1 protein-coding gene is annotated in these 483 nt (G+C 58.4%); it reads right to left on the bottom strand.

All coding sequences use genetic code 11. From position 1 onward, the window contains the following. Nucleotides 1-281: hypothetical protein (locus RNB18_RS51165; protein ID WP_311720944.1), on the bottom strand; the 281-nt coding region annotated here is incomplete at its 3' end. Nucleotides 282-483: the final 202 nt, after the last annotated feature.

The raw sequence follows: 483 nt of genomic DNA, 5'->3' as shown, positions 1-483 counted from the left end.
ATCTCCCGAGCCATCAGGCTGTTTTCCAGGTAGCTGCACCGCGACGGGTAGTAGCGGGCATGCCGACGCTCAGTACTCGCATGCCAGCGTGCTGCCACCGATGACATCGCATGCGACACCATCGCCATGACGTTGTGGTCCCCTCGGGAACCCGCTGCCGCCGCGGTACTGAACAGCACCTGCTGTTCGGTGATGAGCACCGGTTCGCGTGAATGTCGATCCGATGCGGTCTGTTGTGAGGCTTCGCGCTTGTCGACGGAAACCGGATGAAAAATGCTCATTTCGAACGTCCTCTGAACCAAGCGCCGTGTTTTCCAGCGCTTTCATGAAGAAAACGTACGGCCGCCGGCGGTCCATCCTCACGCGTAGTGCACGACCTCTATATGCGACGTTTCGGACGGAACGTTCTTTTACAGCCGGGCTTCCCGAGGCTGTGAAGTGGACAGGTTGGGCGATTTGTAAAGCTCAACACGCAGTTTGCCA

Origin of the sequence: Streptomyces doebereineriae (assembly GCF_031845645.1) — a bacterium.
Classification (GTDB): Bacteria; Actinomycetota; Actinomycetes; order Streptomycetales; family Streptomycetaceae; genus Streptomyces; species Streptomyces canus.
The sequence above is the reverse complement of the archived record's forward strand: the minus strand, read 5'-3'. Positions and strand labels throughout refer to the sequence as shown.